Source organism: Thalassospira sp. ABD4_177, assembly GCF_056160125.1.
The window spans coordinates 1,761,759-1,777,500 of sequence record NZ_JBSWWO010000001.1 but is presented as its reverse complement, the minus strand read 5'-3'; the positions used below and the strand labels follow the sequence as shown (position 1 = coordinate 1,777,500).

12 protein-coding genes (1 of these 12 running past the window's edge) are annotated in these 15,742 nt (G+C 54.8%); 2 read left to right on the top strand and 10 right to left on the bottom strand.

Annotated elements, in window-relative coordinates; translation table 11 throughout:
• The 4 genes from ACXAF0_RS08120 to ACXAF0_RS08105 form a co-directional block, all read right to left on the bottom strand.
• A protein-coding gene (locus ACXAF0_RS08120; protein WP_475345386.1) for a GntR family transcriptional regulator crosses the window boundary here: on the bottom strand, positions 1-615 show its 5' portion. The gene continues 60 nt to the left of window position 1, outside the view; only the first 615 of its 675 coding nucleotides appear in the window; it begins with the start codon at positions 613-615; the stop codon falls past the left edge of the window.
• 210 nt (positions 616-825) lie between these two features.
• Positions 826-1,827: a 4-hydroxyproline epimerase gene (locus tag ACXAF0_RS08115; protein ID WP_475345385.1), complete on the bottom strand. Its 1,002-nt coding sequence runs from the start codon at positions 1,825-1,827 to the stop codon at positions 826-828.
• Between the two features lie 10 nt (positions 1,828-1,837).
• On the bottom strand, positions 1,838-3,121 hold the full coding sequence (locus ACXAF0_RS08110) for an NAD(P)/FAD-dependent oxidoreductase (RefSeq protein ID WP_475345384.1): 1,284 nt from the start codon (positions 3,119-3,121) through the stop codon (positions 1,838-1,840).
• A 170-nt stretch (positions 3,122-3,291) separates the two neighbouring features.
• Positions 3,292-4,188 carry a dihydrodipicolinate synthase family protein gene (locus tag ACXAF0_RS08105; RefSeq protein ID WP_475345383.1) on the bottom strand — a complete coding sequence of 299 codons (897 nt, stop codon included), beginning with the start codon at positions 4,186-4,188 and terminating at the stop codon, positions 3,292-3,294.
• 341 nt (positions 4,189-4,529) lie between these two features.
• On the opposite strand from ACXAF0_RS08105, the gene ACXAF0_RS08100 reads away from it, so the two are divergent.
• The gene (locus ACXAF0_RS08100; RefSeq protein ID WP_475345382.1) at positions 4,530-6,623 is read left to right on the top strand and encodes a bi-domain-containing oxidoreductase; all 2,094 of its coding nucleotides are present in this window, start codon (positions 4,530-4,532) and stop codon (positions 6,621-6,623) included.
• On the opposite strand, the gene ACXAF0_RS08095 is transcribed toward ACXAF0_RS08100, so the two are convergent.
• Entirely contained in the window at positions 6,620-7,561 is a 942-nt protein-coding gene (locus ACXAF0_RS08095; protein WP_475345381.1) for an AEC family transporter, read from the bottom strand. The genes ACXAF0_RS08100 and ACXAF0_RS08095 overlap by 4 nt on opposite strands.
• Before the next feature lie 456 nt (positions 7,562-8,017).
• Positions 8,018-9,514, bottom strand: coding sequence for a glycerol kinase GlpK (gene glpK, locus ACXAF0_RS08090; protein ID WP_475345379.1), 1,497 nt, complete (start codon positions 9,512-9,514; stop codon positions 8,018-8,020).
• Between the two features lie 310 nt (positions 9,515-9,824).
• Here glpK and ACXAF0_RS08085 point away from each other — a divergent pair, with 310 nt between their 5' ends.
• Positions 9,825-10,385, top strand: coding sequence for a hypothetical protein (locus ACXAF0_RS08085; protein WP_475345378.1), 561 nt, complete (start codon positions 9,825-9,827; stop codon positions 10,383-10,385).
• A 53-nt stretch (positions 10,386-10,438) separates the two neighbouring features.
• Here the strand turns inward: ACXAF0_RS08085 and ACXAF0_RS08080 are convergent, their stop codons facing one another.
• The 4 genes from ACXAF0_RS08080 to ACXAF0_RS08065 form a co-directional block, all read right to left on the bottom strand.
• Positions 10,439-11,380, bottom strand: a complete 942-nt coding sequence (locus ACXAF0_RS08080; RefSeq protein WP_475345377.1) for an IS110 family transposase — start codon at positions 11,378-11,380, stop codon at positions 10,439-10,441.
• Between the two features lie 260 nt (positions 11,381-11,640).
• Positions 11,641-13,101 (bottom strand): NAD-dependent succinate-semialdehyde dehydrogenase, encoded by a 1,461-nt coding sequence (locus tag ACXAF0_RS08075; RefSeq protein WP_475345376.1) that lies wholly within the window; start codon positions 13,099-13,101, stop codon positions 11,641-11,643.
• Positions 13,102-13,379: 278 nt separating this feature from the next.
• The gene (locus tag ACXAF0_RS08070) at positions 13,380-14,504 is read right to left on the bottom strand and encodes an ABC transporter substrate-binding protein (RefSeq protein ID WP_475345375.1); all 1,125 of its coding nucleotides are present in this window, start codon (positions 14,502-14,504) and stop codon (positions 13,380-13,382) included.
• Between the two features lie 7 nt (positions 14,505-14,511).
• A complete protein-coding gene (locus tag ACXAF0_RS08065) occupies positions 14,512-15,741 on the bottom strand; it encodes an MFS transporter (protein WP_475345374.1) in 1,230 nt (409 codons plus the stop codon).
• Position 15,742: the final 1 nt, after the last annotated feature.

Genomic DNA, 15,742 nt, shown 5'->3' with positions numbered 1-15,742 from the left:
ATGGTTACCAAGCAACTCGACGGCTTCTTCGACATTGCCGGCCTTGCAGGCTTCAAAAATCTGATGATGTTCGCGTTCGGCCCGGTCGGTTGCGCCGGAAAGGGCAAGCTGTGCCTGGGTAAAGCGCACGGTGTTGTTGCCGATCATGCGCACAATCTCAAGCGTCTTGGGACGGCCCGAGGCACGATACAGGCGATCATGGAATTCACGATTGAGCTCCCCCCACTTGGCAACATCGCCAGAGCGGAACGCTTCGTCATAGACCATCAGGATGTCTTCGACCGATTTAAGGTCGGCCGGGGTCAGGCGCGGGACCGCATGACGCAGAAGATCACATTCCAGCAGCTTGCGGACTTCAAACAGTTCCTCGATCTCATCAAGCGAGAGCTGCGAGACAATCGCACCTTTGTGTGGCTGGAAGGAAACGAGCCCTTCGGCATCAAGGCGCTGCAGGGCTTCGCGGACCGGAATGCGCGATACGTTATATTCACCCGCGATGGCATCCTGTCGCAATTGATGACCGGCAGGAAAATCACCGGTCAGAATACGTGTGCGAAGATCTTCGGTGACCTGATCGGTGATGGTGCGGCGGGTAAATCGCGGTGTTGCGGTCATTTCAGCTCTTTTATTGTGTTACCCCGACGATACATGGCATGCCGGTCAATCGAACATTACATTAGCCCGACAGAATTTGTCAGTTTTGCTATTCATAGCGACGGGACTGCCAAGTCGCAATACAATTGCATACTGTATAATCCCCCACACTTCGTCGATATACGACAAAGGGGGCATGACGCCCCCTTGATCCAATGTCTGCCGCCTAGCCTATTTGACAATAAAGCCGTGGGCGTAGGGATCACGATCATCGATGAAAATGGTGTTATATCCGTGCTTTCGCGCCCAGCCTTCAATGCCAGGCACGACGGCGTCGAAGTCACCGACCTTTGTTTTCTCGACCATGGATACACGGAACTGGGAGCCGATAATGCTTTCGTGAACAAGTTCACGTTGCGGGTCCCATTGGCCCTTAGCGACCAGTTGCGCAAGCCGTGCCGATGAGCCGGTGCCACATGGGGAGCGGTCAATACCCTTGTCACCGTAAAACACCGCGTTTCGATGGGTGCTGTCAGGTTGGGTCGGCTTGCCGGTCCACTGGATATGCGACAGGCCCTTGATATCGGGATAGAGCGGATGAACAAATTCGTTCTGTTCGTTGAGGCGACGGCGAAGTTCCGGGCTGATGCGCTGCAGATCGCCGGCGAAGAAATCGGCCATGTCGTGATAATTTTCCTGTGGTTCTACAATCGCATAGAAATTGCCGCCATAGGCAACATCGACCTTGATCGGGCCAATGTCGGGACAATCGACTTCGATATCGGTTTTATAGAGGAAAGATGGAACGTTGGTGAGCTTGACCGATTCAACGTAATCGCCGACCTGGTTATATTCGGCAATCACAAGACCGGCTGGCGTTTCAAGACGCAGAATGCCCGGCGTTTTGGGTTTTACCAGCCCTTCCTCGATCGCCATGGTCACAGTCCCGATCGTCCCATGACCACACATCGGCAGGCAGCCAGATGTTTCGATAAACAGCACGGCGACGTCATAGTCATCCGAGGTCGGGTCATAGAGGATTGAGCCCGACATGACGTCATGCCCGCGCGGCTCAAACATCAAACCGGTCCGGATCCAGTCATACTCGGCCAGAAAGTGCGCCCGTTTTTCAAGTATGGTCGCACCATCAAGCTTGGGACCGCCGCCGGCAACGAGGCGCACCGGGTTGCCGCAGGTATGACCGTCAACACAAAAGAAGCTGCTTTTTGCCATGGGTGGGGCCTTAAAAACGATTGATGCGATACGGCGTCATGTCGACCGGGGTTGGCGCGCCGGCAACAAGATCAGAAATCAGACGCCCGGTCGTCGCCGCCATGGTCAGGCCAAGGTGACCATGACCAAAGGCAAAGAAGGTATTGCTGTGACGCGGGCTTTTGGAAATCACCGGCTTTGAATCCGGCATCGAGGGCCTGAAGCCCATCCATTCTTTGCCGCCTTCGCCATTGAGTTTGGGCAAGATTTCCTTGCCCTTGGCAAACAGGGCCTTGGCACGGTCGTAATTCGGGGCTGCGATCAGACCGCCCAGCTCCACCGCACCGCCGACCCGAATACCATCTTCCATCGGAGTAAGAACAAATCCGTCATCGGCACAGATCAACATGCGCGACAGTTCAGCATCATGGTAGGGAACGGTCGTATTGTAGCCGCGCTCGGTATCAAGCGGCACCGGCGAACCCAGTCGCTTGGCCAATGTTTTCGACCAGGCCCCACAGGCCACGACCACTGTATCAAAGGTGATCTGATCCCCGCTGCCGGTCATGGCCGCACGCGGCTTGCCATCCCGATAGACAAAATCAGTGACATCAGCGGTTTCAAACTTACCCCCGCGATCAAGGAAATGCTGATAAATCCCCATGACGATCTTATAGGGGTCAAGCACCCTGCCCCAATCTTCGTCCATGATACCGCAAGAAAAGATCGGCGCGATCCCCGGCTCCAGATCGAGAATTTCATCCTTGGTCAAATCGCGGATCTTAATGCCATTGCGCCGGTTGAGATCAATCTCGTACTCCGCAGCACGCCTCGACGCATCTGAACGATAAACCGCAATCGCCCCTTCCTTCTTACGGACCGCATCGGAAAGGCCGGTTTTGGCAATTACCGGATCATAATCCTCCCAGGCACGGTTGAGCAAAACGGCCACTTCGCTTGCGATCTGTTCGACCCGGCTTTTGGAACTCGCCGCGACAAATCGCATCAACCAGGGCAGCATTTTGGGCAAATAGGACCAGCGCACGGAAAGCGGCCCCAGCGGATCCATCAGCCAGCCCGGGACATTCATCAGGGTGCCAGGCATGGCAATCGGGGCGCATTTACTGACCGCAATGCCGCCGGCGTTGCCAAAGGACGCCCCCATCCCGGGCTCTCCGCGATCGAGGATCGTCACATCATACCCCTTGTCCTGCAGGGCGAGCGCGACATTCACCCCCACAATGCCAGCCCCGATGACAACGGCTTTTTGCCCATTAATGTTTGGGGACGGGTTTGGGGTTTTGGACTGCGTCATGTCGGGATCTCGCCTGTGTGGGGTGGGCTGGTGGCTTTCGGTAACTCTCTGTCAGATCGCAGCAAACTCCCCCGCGATCTTCACGGAGGAGCTTACTGTTCCATCAAATACGATGCCAGTGCAATCATGGTTTCACAAAACGTGCTTCCAGATCGCTGACACTCGTCACTTTAGAGTGACGGGCGGGTATCGATGGCTTTCTGAATGGTGGCCTTGATGGTTTCAAGTTCTTCACCCACCAGCGGCAACCGCGGTGCACGGACATGCGGTTTGCCAACACCGGTCATTTCCTGAGCCAGCTTGATGTACTGAACCAGTTTGGCATGGACATCCATGTGCAGAACCGGGGTGAACCAGCGATATATTTTCAGCGCTTCGGTGTATTTGCCTTCGGACAGCAGCTTCCAGAGGGCCACCGATTCTTTCGGGAAGGCATCGGTGAAACCGGAAATCCAGCCAACGGCCCCCAGCACCTGGGTTTCCATGATAAGGTCATCCATGCCGCAGAACAGCACGAAACGATCCCCGCAGGCATTGTAGATATCGGTGATACGACGCGGGTCGCCCGAGCTTTCCTTGATCGCGACAAGGTTTTCGACATCAGCAAGCTGGTTGAACTCATCGGGCTTGATATCGATACGATAGGCGCCCGGGTTGTTATAGATCATGATCGGCAGCTTGGTCGCAGCCGCAACAGTGCGGAAATGTTCGATATTTTCGCGCGGATCGGCGGTGTATACCATGCCCGGCAGAAGCATCAGACCATCAGCACCAAGCTTTTCACATTCCTGCACATAGCGGATGGCCGCACGGGTGGAGCTTTCAGCCACACCGGACAAGACCGGGATACGCCCCTTGGTAACTTCGACGGCCAGTTTCAGGACGGCGATTTTTTCTTCGGGATCAAGGGCGGTGTTTTCACCCACCGAGCCCAGCATGACCAGACCATCAACACCGGCGGTGATCAGATCTTCGATCTGCTTGGCGGTCATGTCGAAATCAATCGAACCGTCTTCATTCATCTGGGTGGCAACGGCGGGGAAAACGCCAGTCCAGTTTACCTGCATGGGAAAGTAACCTCCTGATATGGCGCGGCGACAGGACCGCGCGCTTAAGCCTGAAAGCCCGGATCATCGCGGGCCGCATTCGATTCATGTATATTGTATACAAAATTGGAAATGGCAATGCAACGGGATTTTTAATTCAGGTTGGTTCTATCGAGAAATCCGCAATTTGCTTACGATAGTCCGTTCTTACCGGGATATTCATTTCGAATGATTCATGTAAAGGCGAATATGAATGCAACGTATGTTGATCGACAATATCGCGTCGACCGAGTGGCACCACATATGATTTAATCATCTGCACCCTTTACAACCCATTGGCATTGAGGGCGATGATGACGGAGATGAAGGCCTTGTTGCGTTTCCCCGGCGAACGGAAACTTGCGCTCACCACGTGCCCCGTTCCGGAACCGGGCAAGAATGCCATCCTTGTCAAAACACATTACTCCGTCATCAGCCCCGGCACCGAGTTCACCCAAGCCCGAGAAGCTTGCGCCAACCTTTTGCAGAAGGCCTGGCAGAGGCCGGATCTGGTGGCGCTGACCCTGCGTCATCTGAAATCCGAAGGATTGAGTCGCACGCTGACACATGTCGACCACCGCCTTGGACGGCCGATGCCGATGGGATATTGCGCGATGGGGCGGGTTGAGGTTACGGGTGCCAATGTTTCAGACCTTACCGCTGGTCAGCGCGTTGCCATTGCCGGGATGGGGTATGCCAATCATTCCGAATACAACCGGGTTTCGGTCAATCTTGCCTGCCCAGTGCCCGATGCGCTGCCCGATCAACAGGCGGCGTTTGCGACACTTTATGCTCTGGCCCTGCATGCACTTCGGCAGGGAGAGACGTCGATTGGTGATCGGGTTGCGATCATTGGGGCGGGATTGATTGGTCAGTTGGTGGCTGAAACTGCTTATGCGGCGAGGGCCGTGGTTGCGGTGATCGAGCCCGATCCGACACGCCGAGAGCTTGCTGCGCGAAACGAGTGCATTCGATGTTTTTCCACTGTGCGTGCGGCACCGGAAAGCAGCTTTGACAGTGTCTATATCTGTGCGCCGGGCAAGGGCAATCATCGCTTGATCGACGATGCGGCTTGGCTGTGTCGGGATCGGGGGACAATCGTTTGTGTCGGCGATGTCGCCCCGAATGGTGCGCGTAAGGCGCTTTATGAAAAGGAACTCACCATTCGTCAGGTTCGCTCTTACGGGCCCGGGCGTTATGATCCCAATTATGAGGAACGCGGGGAAGATTACCCGCTGGGGCATGTGCGATGGACGATCAAGCGCAACATGCAGGCCGCCCTTGACCTGATGGCGGACGGGCGGCTTGACCCAACCCGACTTATTACATCCGAGATTGGTTTTGAGGATATCGCGGATCATTTTGCGAAGGGGCCCGATCCCGCACAACTTGCGACACTGGTACGATATCGAGAAACAGCGGATGTACCCGAAACGCCCCCTGTGCCGTCGAAGCCAAAAGCGACGCAAGCCAGTAACCCTGTCCGGGTCGGCCTGATCGGCGTAGGCAATTATCTGGGCGGTAGTTTGGTGCCCTTGCTGCAAAACCACCCTGAGGTCGAGATTGCTTCGTGCTGTTCGCAAAGCGGATTGGCGACTGTTGCGCTCGCCAAAAAGGTCGATGGACTACGCATGTGTGGTGGGGCCGACGCGCTGCTTGCGGATCCGGATATAAACAGCGTTATCATTGCCACACGCCATGACAGCCATGCCGGGTTGGCCGCCAAAGCGATTGCTGCTGGCAAACATGTCTGGTTGGAAAAGCCGTTGGCGGTTGATACTGCTGGTCTCGAGCTGCTGCGCAAGGCAGCTCTTACCTCGTACCGACACATCTTTATGGTCGGGCACAATCGGCGGTATGCGCCGATGGCCGTGAAACTGCGTGAAGCACTCCCAGCGGGCGCCAAACATTTCCGTTATCGGGTAAGGACCCGGCCCCTTTCGGCAGATCACTGGCTGTATCAATCTGATCAGGGTGGACGCACGATTGGCGAGATCGGTCATTTTATTGATTTGATCATTAGCCTGATCGACAGCGATCTGATCGAGCTGACCTGTCAGTGGATGGATCGCAAAGCAGGCGATAGCATCTGGCAACTGCGGTTTACCGACGGATCGGTTGGAGAGATTAGCTACCTGCTTGGCGACCGACGTGAACCGAAAGAAGTTCTGGAAATTGATGCGCCAAACTTCACCGCAACCCTGTTTGAATGGAAGAAGCTTCGGATCAATGGCCGAACCATTCTGCGTCACTGGTTCACGCAGGATAAAGGTCAGGCCGCAGCGATTGATAGCTTTGTGCGTGCCGTTATGGCTGGAAAGCACCCTGCCCTGATGCCGCAGATCGAAGATGAAAGTGATGTGATGGCGCGTATTCTTACAGCGGCGAACACGACGCGCGACCTCGCACCTGATTAATGCGGCACGGCATAGAGGATCAGAAGCGGCAAGGTCAGCATGCTGATGATCGTGGTCAGCAAGATCGTGGTCGATGAGCGGTCGATACAGACATTATAGCTGCCCGCGACAATCGCCACATTGGCGCCACTTGGCAGGGCCGCGACCAGTGTAACGATCATCAGCCACAGCGGCGGCAGATCAAAAATGAAATGCCCGACCGAGAAAACCAGAAGCGGCTGCACAAACATCTTGGCCGTGGTGCAGAGTAAGCTGGCACTGAGGTTACCACGCACCGACTGGCCATAAAGCCCGGCACCAACCAGCAAAAGTGCAATGGTCGGGCCTGCAGTACGGAACCGCTCAAGCGTACCATCAACCATTTCGGGCATGCGGATTTCAAAGAGCGATGCCAGAACACCCAGCACAATAGCCGCAATGATTGGATTTCTCGCCACGCGGGCAATACTGCGAAACACCTTGGGCAACCAGTGGCTGTCGCCACCGCGACTGCCCTCAACAATCATGATGGTCATGCCCATTAGGGTCACCGGATGGATCGAAAGAACGATCAAAAGCGGCACCAGACCTTCTTCGCCATACACCGCCTGCACAAGCGGAATACCCAGAAGAACAATGTTGGAAAACACCCCGCCCATGGCGGTAATCGCGGCTTCATCTGCCTTGGCGCTCAGCCAGATGCGCGCGGCCGTAAATACCAGTGCGAAGTTGAGCAAAACGCCGGAATAATAACTGCCCCACAGGCGCAAATCGAAATGCGCACTGATGTCGGATTGCGACAGGGTCTGAAACAGCATCGCCGGGATAAAGGCATTCATGGCGATCTTGGCCAGGAACGGAATGCCTTCACGCTTGATGATCTTGATATGGGTAAGCAAGAAACCGCACAGGATCGTCAAAAAGACAGGTCCAACTTTTCCGACGATCAGATCAAGCATGTTTCCCCCGGGGCCCATTGCGCAAGGATGCACAGCACTGCGCAACAGATCGGGAAAACCGTGTCGATCACGCAAAAAGAAAGGACAGCATCATTGACGCTGTCTGTAGGGTCAGGACCTTCCAATTTGGTTTGAATGGTCACTCAGATTTGTGCGGATACGCAAAGCAAACCCGCAGGAAGATATTTATCTTTCAAGGTTTTGCGACAAAGTGGCCCGTTCAAATCTGAGTGATCCGAAGGACAGAGCTTATATTTGCAAACTCCTGCGTCAAATCCCTTAAGCGGGATGCCAACCCGCTTGGCGGCATTTTCCTTGGATTTCACAAATATAAGCTCTGCCATTCCAATCAAATTGGAAGGCCCTGACCCTGAATACTACAAATCATTTTACTGACTGACCAGCCCCGCACCGCAAATCCAGTGGCAAGGCTGCCATGCGTATCAGTCACTTGGGTTAGTCAGAAGGGTTTGTCTGGACCCGTTTGACCGCATCTTTCCAGCCATCAAGCAGCCCCTTGCGGCGGCCCGGTTCGATATCGGGCTCGAAGCTGGCATCAAGGTGCCATTTCTCGGCAATATGATCGAGATCGCGGTAAATGCCGGCCTGCAACCCGGCAAGGTAGGCCGCACCCAATGCCGTGGTTTCGGTGACTTCCGGACGTTCGACGGAAATGCCCAGAACATCGGAAAGCGTCTGACACATCCAGTCATTGGCAACCATGCCGCCATCAACGCGCACCGCCTTGGGCGACACGCCATCGGCTGCCATGGCCTCGAACAGATCAAAGGTTTGATAACAAACGCTTTCAAGGGCGGCACGGACAAACTCGCGCGGACCGGTATCACGCGTCAGACCAAAAATCGCCCCGCGTGCATCCGGGTCCCAATAGGGTGCCCCAAGCCCGGTAAAGGCCGGCACGAGATAGACACCATGATTGTCATCAAGTGACTTCGCCAATCCTTCGGTCTCCGCCGCAGACTTGATAATACCAAGCCCGTCACGCAACCATTGCACCGCCGCCCCGGCGACAAAGATCGCACCTTCGATGGCGTAGCTTGTTTTGCCATTGATGCGATAGCCGACCGTGGTGAGAAGACGATGTTTGGAGGTCACAGCCTCGTCGCCGGTATTGAGGATAACGAAACAACCGGTGCCATAGGTGCTTTTGATATCGCCCGGCTCAAAGCAGCACTGGCCAAAGGCCGCGGCTTGCTGATCGCCCGCCATGCCCATAACCGGGATTTCCGCGCCAAACAGATCGGCATCAGTCACACCGAAATCAGCCGCGCAATCCTTGACGTCTGGCAACATGTTGCGCGGCACGCGGAAGATTTTGCAAAGTTCATCATCCCAGGCGTTTTCGCGGATGTTAAACAGGTTGGTGCGCGCCGCATTGGTCGCGTCGGTTGCATGTGATTTGCCGCCAGTCAGGCGCCACAACAGGAAGCTGTCCACCGTGCCAAACGCCAGATCGCCCTGATCAGCACGCGCACGTGCGCCCGACACATGATCAAGGATCCAGGCGACCTTGGTTGCGGAGAAATAGGGATCGATCAGAAGTCCTGACTTGGCGTTGACGGCTTCTTCAAGCTTGGGATCACGTTTTTTAAGATCATGACACAGGGCCGCTGTCCGACGGTCCTGCCAGACAATGGCGTTATAGATCGCCTTGCCGGTCTTGCGATCCCAGACAACCGTGGTTTCGCGCTGGTTGGTGATGCCAATGGCTGCGACCTTGGTGATATCAACGCGCGCCAGGGCCTCCTTGCAGACGGCAACGACTGTGTTCCACAAATCTTCCGGATCATGTTCGACCCAGCCACTATTGGGGAAATGTTGCGGAAATTCCTGCTGGGCGACGGAAACGGAACGGCCGTTTTCATCAAAGACAATGGCGCGTGAGCTTGTCGTTCCCTGATCAATGGCAAGGATATAGCGCGTTTCTGACATGTTTGTTTTCCTCCCGAGCCGGCAGTTTTCCTGCGATCCGACCCTGCATGCATTGATGCGTTGCGGCCCCACCAAGCGACAGGGCCATTGGTTTTATCGCTCTATTTAGAAAAAAATTACGGTAAAAAACAATTCGTTTTCGAAAATTTTTCTGTGTTGCGCTGTCAATATCCTGTTTTGCCGTGAAAAACCAATCCGGTTTCAGCGACCACAAGACGGCAAAATTGGCCGTATTGATTACGGCACGCCATTTGCAACGAATACGGGAGAATGAATTTTAACCGGCATCTTTTTCCCATGGAGGGTTGTAATGGGATTGTATGAAACCCTGGCTGCGGTCACCAACACTGCGCAAAGTGCCAAAAGTGCGGCCAGTTTCCGTCAGACCATTTCATCAAACAGCGTCCCGCTTCCCGAAGAGAAGAAGGAAGAAAATGCCGAGCTGGCCTATATCCGCGAGCATGGCTTCACGACCTATGTAAAGGAGATCGAGGAACGCAAGATCGAAGAAATGCGTGCCAAAATCCTTAAAAGCATGGGTCTGGATGAAGAAAGGCTGGCGGAAATGGATGCCGAGGATCGTCAGGCGATTGAGAAAGCCATCAATGATGCCATTGAACAACGCCTGAATGGCAACACGCTGGCCGAGGCAGAACTCGGCAAATCCGCCGACGGTGATGAAAGCCCGGATGAACGTCGGGATCGTTTGCAGGCAAAGATCGCATTCAATCCGAATATGTTTGATGTCTTTACCGAGCTGCAGTCCGAACTGCCAAACGGATCCTCACAGTCCATCACTGGCAACGCCGATGAAAATGGCGATGCATCCGGTGCATCCGGCGCACGGAAGAAAGGCCTGTTTGAGGTTTAAGGCCTGAGGTCCGATGGCAGGCTTGCCTAGTTTGAATACAAAAAGCAGCGGTATTAACCGTCAAGTATTAAAGCATAGTGGTCACGCATTCTCGCATTGAGGATCGTGACCATTTTTCTGACGACGGCAATGACAGCAACCTTTCCTGGTTTTCCGTTTTCAGTCAGGCGCGTATAGAAGTCGCGCAGCAGAGGGTCGAAGCGTATTGCCGGTAATGCGGCGTAGTAAAGAGCATTGCGCACTTCCATACGTCCGCCGCCAATCATTCTTTTGCCCTGGAACAGACCGCTATCCCTGTTGATTGGGGCGACACCGACCAACTTTGCAATCTGCCCTTTTTCAAGCAATCCGATCTCGGGCAATTCAGCGATCAGCACACAAGCCGTTACAAAACCCACTCCCTTCTGGGTCAACAGAACATGTAATATCGCCGTCAATTCCGGGGATGAGTCTACACACTCGCGCATCAGCTTCTCGACCTCCTGTCTCTGACGGGTGAGGAAGTTGACGGTTTCCTCGATCAGGGCCCGAGCCGGATTATCAGGCTTCTCAAGCCGGTTCTTCTCCTGGATCAGCATGTGTGTAAGTTGGCGCCGACGGGCAACAAAATCAGCGAGTTTATAGCGGGCTTCATCTGTTCTGGCCATCAGGCGCGGCGACATGCGTTGGCCGTAATCAGCCAGTACAAAGGCATCAATCCTGTCTGTTTTGCTCAGGGTTCCTGACGCTTTGGCAAAGTGGCGGATCAGAAGGGCATTGACCTTTGAAACAGGTAATTGTGCAGCTTGCAAAGCTCGAACCAGAAGGCGTTGATAGCCGCCGGTTGGCTCCAGAACAATCCGCTCCAGCCCCGGGAAAGCCTGCAGTCTGGCGATCAGGTCTGCAATCCCGGTTTCTGAATTGGCAAAGCGCAGGGTGTGTTTGTCTGGTAAAATGCACAGATCAAGCGAGGATTTTGATACATCGATACCAACAAAACGGGTAGTATAAGACACGGCAATGTCCTCCTTATACTCGAGCGTCAAAGCTCTTCCAGCGGTTCGACAATGCCTCCAGAGACCGTGAGTGTTCAGCTTTTTTACGGATGTAAAAATCCAAGGGCGCCTCAACACCTCACGGATCCGGGAGCCTGCGTATACGCAGGCTCCCAAATGAAAAGAGGCACGAACATCATACCAAATGTTCGTGCCTCTCAATGTATAAGGGCGCTGCGATATGCAGCGCCCTTTTCATTTCTGTAAAACGGTCGTGAGACTTATTCGTCAACGCCACCAATGCAGACATATTTGACTTCGAGGTAATCCTCGACACCGTATTTGGAGCCTTCACGGCCGACACCTGACTGCTTGAAGCCGCCAAACGGTGCAACCTCGGTCGCCATGACGCCGACGTTGACGCCGACCAGACCACTTTCAAGGCCCTCTGCCAGCTTCCAAATGCGCGAGATATCACGCGAGTAGAAGTAGGACGCCAGACCGAATTCGGAATCATTGGCCATCTCAAGCACTTCGTCATCCGTTTTGAACCGGATCAGCGGTGCCATCGGGCCAAAGGTTTCCTCACGGAAGACCAGCATGTCGCGGTTGGCATCGGCAATCACGGTCGGCTGGAAGAACGAACCGCCTTTTTCATGACGCTTACCACCGGTAAGGATACGGCCACCTTTCGACAGGGCATCTTCAATCTGGTTTTCAACCTTTTCGACCGCCTTTTCGGTGATCAGCGGACCGATGATCACGCCGTCTTCTGCGCCATTGCCCACCGGCATTTCGGCGACTTTGGCGGCGTATTTTTCAGCAAACTCGTCATAGACGGCGTCATGGACAAACAGGCGGTTGGCACAGACGCAGGTCTGACCGGCATTGCGGTATTTCGAGGCAATTGCGCCTTCAACAGCAGCATCAATGTCGGCATCTTCGCAAACGATGAACGGCGCGTTGCCGCCAAGCTCAAGGCTGATTTTCTTGACCGTATCGGCACACTGACGCATCAGCAAACGCCCAACCGGGGTCGAGCCGGTGAAGGTCAGCTTGCGGACCTTGGCGTTTTCGGTCATCTCAGCACCAATTTCCTTGGCATCACCGGTGACGACCGAAAGCAGACCTTTTGGCAGGCCGGCACGTTCGGCCAGGATCGCCATGGCAAGGGCGGAATACGGCGTTTCCATTGCCGGTTTGACCACCATCGCACAGCCAACGGCCAGTGCAGGGGCTGCTTTACGAGTAATCATGGCCGTCGGGAAGTTCCACGGCGTGATCGCGGCACAAACGCCAACCGGTTCTTTTAGAACCATCACACGGCGGCCTTCGGCATAGGTCGGGATCACATCACCATAGATTCGTTTGCCTTCTTCGGCGAACCATTGCAGGAAGCTTGAGGCATAGGCGATCTCGCCCTTTGCTTCGGGCAGGGGCTTGCCCTGTTCGGCAGTCATCAGCGCGCCAAGATCATCCTGATTTTCCATCATCAGATCGTACCATTTCATCAGAATGGCAGAGCGTTCCTTGGCGGTGCGTTTTTTCCAGGCTTTTTGCGCCTTTTCGGCGACGTCAACCGCATGGGCAACCGCATCACGGCCAAGCACGGGAACCGTACCAAGCACTTCGCCGGTTGCCGGGTTGGTGACCTGTTCGGTTTTCCCGTCTGGGGCATCGACCCATTCCCCGCCGACATAGGCCTGCTGGGTGAAAAGAGTGGGGTCTTTAAGCGAAATCATTTGAGTGCCTCCGGAAAGCATTATTGGGAGCGACATGATCGAACACTGGTCCTTATCTAGTCTGCTCCGTGGTGGATGCCACATTTTTGCGAGATATTTCCCCAATAGCAATCGCAAACCGGACGTGCCACCCGCTTTGCCAGAAGATTGCACATATCTGCAGCCTTCGCGCAGAAATTAGAAGAAACTGCGACACTTACGGCAAAAGGCGGGAACAACCATCGTCGTGCCCACCTTGATGTCGAATTTGGCCGTGCTGCCAAATGCCGGATGAAAGCCTAGTTCGAAAGCGACCCGAAATAGCCCGGCTGATAGTCAATTGGCAGAAACCGGTCATGAAGCTGCTTAAAGGTTTCATCAGGGCTCAGATCCGCAAACAGATCGGGATGGAACCACTTTGCCATCCGCTGAATGGCAACAAACTGATACGGGCTGTTGTAAAACTGATGCCAGACGGCATGAAAATCCCGCGTCTTTTGGGCGTCTATCCCAAGATAGGCCGGACGGGTCGGATAGAATTCAAGCTTCTTCCTAATTTGCTTTTGATCAGCGCCCGGGCCAACCGGCACCCACTTTCCGCCTGGCACATAGACATCCCACATCGCACTGGTCACGATGATATGTGCCGGGTTTGAGACGATCACTTGTTCTGCATTGATCTGACCGAACGTTCCCGGGATCAGGTCCTTGGCGATGTTATCACCACCGGCCAGCTCCACCATCGCGCCGAAATTGCTGTCGCCAAATGAATGACAGCAATCCTCATAGAACCCGGCGGCACGGTCGATAAAGACCCTGGGGCGTTTTGGTTTTGCACGTGCCAGTCGGTCCGTCACCTTGGCAATTTCGGCGGCACGAAACGCAATCAGTTCCTCGGCGCGTTCTTCCTCGCCAAACAGCTTTCCGAACAGGCGGATTGAGGGTTCTGTGTTGATTTCCGGGCTATTGCGGAAGTCGACATAGACCACCGGAATATCAAGCGCGCCAAGCTTTTCGATATAGGCGGCTTCTTCCACCGCGCGCTTGGTTTCAAGGTTAAGGAAGACGATATCTGGTTTCTGCGCAATTGTGGTTTCGATATCAATCAGGCTTTGCTCCAGCCCCTCAAAGGCCGGGATGTCCGCAAAGGCCGGGAATTTGGCGAGATAGGCCTGATAGGTCGCCGGGTCTGCCTCGATCAGGTCTTTGCGCCAGCCGACAATGTGCTTGGTCGGGTTTTCGCGATCAAGGGCGGCAATGATGTAAAGCTGGCGCCCTTCGCCAAGAACCGCGCGTTTGACCGGCACATTAACGGCAACCTTACGCCCGGCAACATCGGTGACGGTGATGGTTTCTGCTTTGACGGGTGCAAGGACACCCACGCCCAACAGCAGCGCAACCAGCATCTGGAACAGTTTTCTCATTGTCGTTTTACTCCCCAGGTACTCCCGTCGGGTTTGCCGCGCGACAAACAAACACACGCGTGATCGCGGTCAGCATCAGACCTACGAGATAGACAAAACCGACAAGAAAATAGATGTTTGAAAGTCCGGAACCTTGCGCAAACCAGCCGCCAAGTGCGATCCCGGCAATGGATGAAAACTGCGCAGTGCTTTGCGCCAGCCCCAGCAAATGACCCTGTTTATGATCAGACGTGCTCCGCGATAGCAGTGCGGTCAGAACCGGCGTTGTCGCGCCCAGAAGCATGCCCCACAGGAAATACATCGCGGCAAAGACGATGACAGAATTGGTCACGCCCGCCGTAAAGGTCACCACGACACATCCGGTAATTACCAGACATATGCCGGTCAAAACCGCCCGCGCGGAGCGGCCCTCAAAATAGCGTGCCCAAAGCGATGCGGTTGTGACAAAGCCCATCGCCAAAAGCCCGTAACACAACCCGACAACCCAGTTGCCGACATCAAACGTGCTAAGCACATAAATCGAGAACGGCGATTGCGTCACCATCCGCGCCAGCAACAGGACGCCAATGATTGCAAGCAAGGATATGACCTGTGGTGATCGCAGAATGCTTGGTGCATTCCGTGCGATGCCCGCTCGATCAGTCTGCCTCCGCACCGGTGCTGAAACAGTCGGAAGCAATGCCCAAACCGAAACCATGCACAACGCACACAGAATGGCAGCCGAAAAGTTGATCCAAAAGAAGCTGGCGAGATCAAGTATCACCCCGCCGACCAACGCCCCGCCCAACGAGCCGAGATTGGTTGACACCTGCAAATAGGCAAACAGCTTCGCCCGGCGTGCGGGGCTTTCGATACTGACGCCATAGGCCTGCGCTGGCGCGATATAGCCCGCACAGGCACCTTGCAGGAACCGCAAGATCAGGATCGAGAAAACGTCACCGGCAAAGGCAAGTGCGAGTTGGGTTGCGGCCAAACCGAACAGGGCCCGCATCATCATCGCCTTGTGCCCGAACCGATCCCCCATGCGCCCCCAAAAGGTGCTGGTCAACATGATGCCCAGCATCGGCCCGACATACACACCGATGCTGGCGATGGAAAACAGATCATCTGAACGGATCATTGAACGCAGATGAACGGGCCAGAACGGCCCGCTCATTTCCATTGCGCCCATGGATACCAGTTGCAGGACAAACAGGAGATGGATTTTCCTGTTTGCCCCAATCACATTACCGGTCACA

Excerpts from the sequence above, each read along its gene's own strand:
- ACXAF0_RS08115 (WP_475345385.1), bottom strand. The coding sequence starts at position 1,827 with ATGGCAAAAAGCAGCTTCTTTTGTGTTGACGGTCATACCTGCGGCAAC.
- ACXAF0_RS08110 (WP_475345384.1), bottom strand. The coding sequence starts at position 3,121 with ATGACGCAGTCCAAAACCCCAAACCCGTCCCCAAACATTAATGGGCAA.
- ACXAF0_RS08105 (WP_475345383.1), bottom strand. The coding sequence starts at position 4,188 with ATGCAGGTAAACTGGACTGGCGTTTTCCCCGCCGTTGCCACCCAGATG.
- ACXAF0_RS08100 (WP_475345382.1), top strand. The coding sequence starts at position 4,530 with ATGAAGGCCTTGTTGCGTTTCCCCGGCGAACGGAAACTTGCGCTCACC.
- ACXAF0_RS08095 (WP_475345381.1), bottom strand. The coding sequence starts at position 7,561 with ATGCTTGATCTGATCGTCGGAAAAGTTGGACCTGTCTTTTTGACGATC.
- glpK (WP_475345379.1), bottom strand. The coding sequence starts at position 9,514 with ATGTCAGAAACGCGCTATATCCTTGCCATTGATCAGGGAACGACAAGC.
- ACXAF0_RS08085 (WP_475345378.1), top strand. The coding sequence starts at position 9,825 with ATGGGATTGTATGAAACCCTGGCTGCGGTCACCAACACTGCGCAAAGT.
- ACXAF0_RS08075 (WP_475345376.1), bottom strand. The coding sequence starts at position 13,101 with ATGATTTCGCTTAAAGACCCCACTCTTTTCACCCAGCAGGCCTATGTC.
- ACXAF0_RS08070 (WP_475345375.1), bottom strand. The coding sequence starts at position 14,504 with ATGAGAAAACTGTTCCAGATGCTGGTTGCGCTGCTGTTGGGCGTGGGT.